A 4794-nucleotide genomic window follows, 5' to 3' on the forward strand; every position below is an offset into this window, starting at 1 on the left:
GGGTCCTGCTGATTGCACTCTCGGCGCTGGCGAGCACGGCGATACTCGCAGCGACCTTCAGCTACGAGTACGACGCGCTGGGCCGGCTCACGAAGGTCACCCACCCGGACGGCAGCGTGGAGAACTACACGCTGGATGCGGCCGGCAATCGCGTGCAGTTCGACACCACGGGTGGCGCACCGAGCGTGCCCGCTGCGCCGGCGAGCATTTCCGGCCCGTCGATGAGCCTGACGGGCAATTACACGATCTCCTGGAGTGCCTCGACGGGGGCGAGCCGCTATGAGCTGTGGGAGAGCGTCTTCGACGGCGCGTTCTCGAAGGTGTACGACGGCACGGGCACGTCGAAAGTCTTCAGCAACAAGCCGAACGGCGAGTACACGTACAAGGCCAAAGCGTGCAACGGCAGCGGCTGCAGCGGCTTCTCGCCGACGAGGTTGGTGCTGGTGTGCAAGGGCGGATGCAGCTTCTTCGCTCCGCTTCCCAATGAATAACCGCATCTCACGCCCACTGCACGGCGCCGGACGGCGCCCGAGGAGAGGCCAGTGCCGGCTCGAGCCTGGGCTGGCCCTGGCGGTCCTGGCTCTGGCCAGTGTCGTGGCGTCGGCGCAAGACGTTCCCGAGATCATCTCGCCGCTGCGGGTGCAGACCGATCACAACGGCGTGAACATCGTCGATGGCAAGACGCGCATGGTGTTGCCGACGCTGTCCGTGCCGGCCGCGCCGAACCTGCGCTTCGATCGGGTGCAGAACGCGGCCCCCTACGTGACGGGCACGCTGTCCGGAACCACTGCGTCCTACTCGGTGCATACCGGCGACGCGAGCTCCGAGGCCTTCCAGTGCGTGGACACCAACACCTGCTCGAGTGTGACCGGCACCGGCTCGGTGCTGCAGGGGGTCGGGCCGTTCGCCTTCCGCCAGGCCGGTTCCGGCGTCCTCTACACGTTCAACCTCAAGCACGTGAAGACCACCGGCACGAACCCGGTGACGATGCGTTATTACGCCTCCGGGGCGAGCTTTCCGAACGGCGAGATCATCACGTATACCTACCAGACCGCGACGTTGCCGGGGGACACGTTCGGTCGCACGTTCTATCGTCCCACGCAGCTCACCAGCAACCTGGGCTACCACATCAGCCTCACTTACCACCCCGGCGCGCTCGACTCGGGCGACTGGGGCCGGGTGCAGCAGGCAACGCTCTATCGCTCGGCGGCGCCCACCACGCCACTGGCGAAGCTGACCTATGACCTCGATGGCACGATCACGGATGTGGGCGAACGGGAGTTCAAGTGCCAGGGCGTGGGCTGCGCCAATGTACTGGGCTCGAACGTGCAGGGTGATTCGGGGACGATGTGGCTGCCCGGGGAGAGCACGCCCACGCTGCAGGTGAGCAAGCACGCCAGCGCCCAGGTGGTCAGCACCGTGCTCAAGGATGGCGTGCAGTGGAACTACACCTATACGAACCTGCGCTGGAACGCGAACTCGAGCGGCTACCTGTTCGACCGGCTCACGGTCACGGGCCCGGACAGCCATCAGGCGCAATACGATCTGCACGCCGACCCGACGGGCCGCAGCAACGTGATCCACGCGCTCACCGATGCGCTGGGGCGCACCACCCAGTTCCAGTTCGACGAGAACTTCCGGCCGGTGCAGGTGCTGTATCCGGAGGGCAATGCGGTCGGCGTCACCTACGATGCCGGCGGCAATCTCGTGGCGAGGACCTCCTACGCCAAGCCCGGTTCCGGGCTGGGCGCCCTGACCGAGAGCGCCTACTACAACACCGGTTATTGCGCCGCGCCGGGTGACGTGCGCTGCTACCGGCCCGTGTGGTATCGCGATGCGCGCGGCAACCAGACGGACTACCTGTACAACGCCGCCGGGCAGCTGATCGAGCAGACCGACCCGGCCGACAAGAGCGGCGTGCGCCGCAAGACCTACGTGACCTACACGGTCACCAATGGCATCAGCCGTCGCACCGTGGTGCGGGTCTGCGGCGACACGACGACCTGCGGGACCTCGCAGGAGATCCGCACCGAGTACGAATACTGGGGCAATACGCTGTTGCCGAGCGTCGAGCGGCGGATCGATGCCGCCAACGCCACGACGCTCGAGACGCACTTCTACTATGACAATGCCGGGCGGCTGTGGATCGAGGACGGGCCGCTGGCCGGCCTGCAGGACGCCAAATATTTCTACTACGACGAGTACGGCCGGCGTACCTGGGAGATCGGGCCGGCCGGCTCCGATGGCTACCGGAACGCGAAGTGGTTCGATTACCGTGATGCCGACGACAAGCTGAAGATCGTCAAGGCGGGCACCGTCACCCAGCCCGACAACCCGACGCTGGATATTCACACGATCACGGAATTCGCGTTCGACAGCCGCCGCAACGCGATTCGTGAAGCGGTGTCGGTGTCGGGCACGACGCAGCGGCTCGTCGAGCGCTCCTACAAGTTGTCGGGCCCGCTGCTCTGCGAGGCGCTGCGGATGAACCCGGCCTACTTTGCCTCCCAGACCGATGCCTGTACGCCCGTCTCGCAGGGCCCCTTCGGTCCGGACCGGATCACGCGCCACCTGTACAACGCGGCCGGCGAGCTGCTGCAGGTGCAGCGCGCTTATGGCACAGCGCTGCAGCAGAACTACGCGACCTACACGTATACGACCAACGGCCAGCGCGCGAGCCTGACCGACGCCAAGGGCAATCGCAGCGAGCTGCGTTACGACGGTCACGACCGGCTGAACCGCCTGGTGTTCCCCTCCAAGACCACCCCGGGAGCTGTCAACGAGAGCGATTACGAATCCTACGGCTTCGACGCGGACGGCAATCGCACGTCATTGCGCAAGCGTGACGGCAAGAGCCTCGCGTTCGAGTTCGACGCACTCGATCGCGTGTGGCGCAAGACCGTGCCGACTTCGGCCAGCGGTGTGGCCGGCTACAGTGTGTACTACGATTACAACGTGCTGGATCTGCCGCTGTATGCCCGCTTCGGCTCGGACTCGGGTCCCGGCGTCATGACGGGCTATGACGGCTTCGGCCGGGTGTTGACGTCAACCAGTACGATGGGCGGCGTCAGTCGCATGCTCACCACCGAGTACGACGCGGGTAGCCGGCGCACGAAGCTGACCTTCCCGGATGGCAACTATTTTACCTACCACCACGACCCGGCCGGGCGGCTCGAATGGGTCAAGCAGAGCGGCAGCACGCAAGTCGTCACTTTGGGCTACGACACGCGCGGCCGGCGCAGCAGCGCCGTGGCCAGCAGTGCGGCGGCCGCGTACACCTACGATGCACTCTCGCGCCTGTCGAGTCTCACGCACGATCTGACCGCCACGGCGTCCGACCAGAGTCTCGCGTTCACCTACAACCCGGCCTCGCAGATCCTCACGCGCGCGCTGAGCAATGCGGCCTATGCGGGCGATCCGCCCGGCCCGGTGACCCGCGCCTACGTGGCCAATGGGCTGAACCAGTACACCAGTGTCGGCGGCGGCGCGCTCACCTATGACCTCAACGGCAATCTGAGCGCTTATGCCGGAACCAGCTACCTCTACGATACCGAGAATCGGCTTACCTCGGCCAGCGGCGCCAGCGCCGCCACGCTCACGTATGACCCGCTCGGAAGGCTGTTCTCGACCTCGGGCAGCCCGGGCACGCAGTTCCTGTATGACGGAGATCGGCTGGTAGCCGAATATCACGCCACCACCGGGGCGCTGCTGCGCCGCTACGTGCATACCGACGAGGTCGATGAGCCGCTGCTGTGGTACGAGGGCGCGGGGTTCACCAGCCGGCGGGGCCTGCTGGCCGATCACCAGGGTTCGATCGTGGCGGTAAGCGATGCCAGCGGGGCCTCGCTGGCGAAGAATCGTTACGACCCGTGGGGCCTGCCGCAGGCCGGGTTCCAGGGGCGGTTCGGTTACACCGGGCAGGCTTGGCTGCCTCAAGTGGGGCTGTACTACTACAAGGCGCGCATGTACTCGCCAACGTTGGGCCGGTTCCTGCAGACTGATCCGGTGGGGTATGACGATGACCTCAACCTCTATGCCTATGTGAGGAACGATCCGCTGAACAAGAGGGACCCGAGTGGTTTGGACTGCGGAGATCTAACAGGGCCCTGCGAGACAGTTACCGTTGAAGGGACGAAACCCGAGAAGAAAAAGAAGTCAAAGAAGTCTGAGTCCTCCGGGACAAATCGGGTCTTGCCCACGCCCGGCACGGCTGCATCGCAGCAGAAATCGCCGCAAGAGCAGGAGCCGATTTGTGAAGGCGGTGCACCGCAGCTGATCGACGCCAACATTACGGCAGCGGTTGCTACCGCTAGGATGCTGGCGGCAAATGCTACTAACGGCAGCATGCCTCCCATCGGCGCACGCGGTGTCGATCCTGTGACTTCGGCGCGTATCGCGCCGCATGAGCAAATTGCGGCAAATACTGACTGGGCCAAGGTTGCCAAGACAGGCGCCCGCTTAGGCACGGCATTCAACGTCTACAACGTCGTTTCCGGATTCCGAAGCAGCATTGCCGACGGGCTCTATGCAACGACAGACATGGCAGTTGGAACGGCGCTGGCTTTTGTTCCTCTTGCCGGCGTTCCGTTGAGCATCGCATACAGCGCGCATGGCGGCAGCAAGGCACTGGTGAACGATGTTCGCTACGCGACCGGACAGTGTCGGGCGCCCTGACATGAACCATGATCTGCTGACCCGGCTCTACCTTCGCCAGTATGCGTTCTTGATACGCAGATACCCGCGACAGCCAGCGTCAGCGATATATCACTACGCAACCCTTGGAGTCTCAGCTCT

General features: G+C 64.8%; 2 protein-coding genes. Both read left to right on the top strand.

Going from position 1 to position 4794, the window contains the following annotated elements; genetic code table 11:
- The coding region (locus KIT86_RS24180; protein WP_297403150.1) for a chitinase N-terminal domain-containing protein at positions 1-491 on the top strand (491 nt) is incomplete at its 5' end.
- Positions 484-4674: an RHS repeat-associated core domain-containing protein gene (locus KIT86_RS24185; RefSeq protein ID WP_297403152.1), complete on the top strand. Its 4191-nt coding sequence runs from the start codon at positions 484-486 to the stop codon at positions 4672-4674. The genes KIT86_RS24180 and KIT86_RS24185, both read left to right, overlap by 8 nt.
- Positions 4675-4794 lie beyond the last annotated feature (120 nt).

Source organism: Hydrogenophaga sp. (assembly GCF_026125825.1).
Classification (GTDB): domain Bacteria; phylum Pseudomonadota; class Gammaproteobacteria; order Burkholderiales; family Burkholderiaceae_C; genus Hydrogenophaga.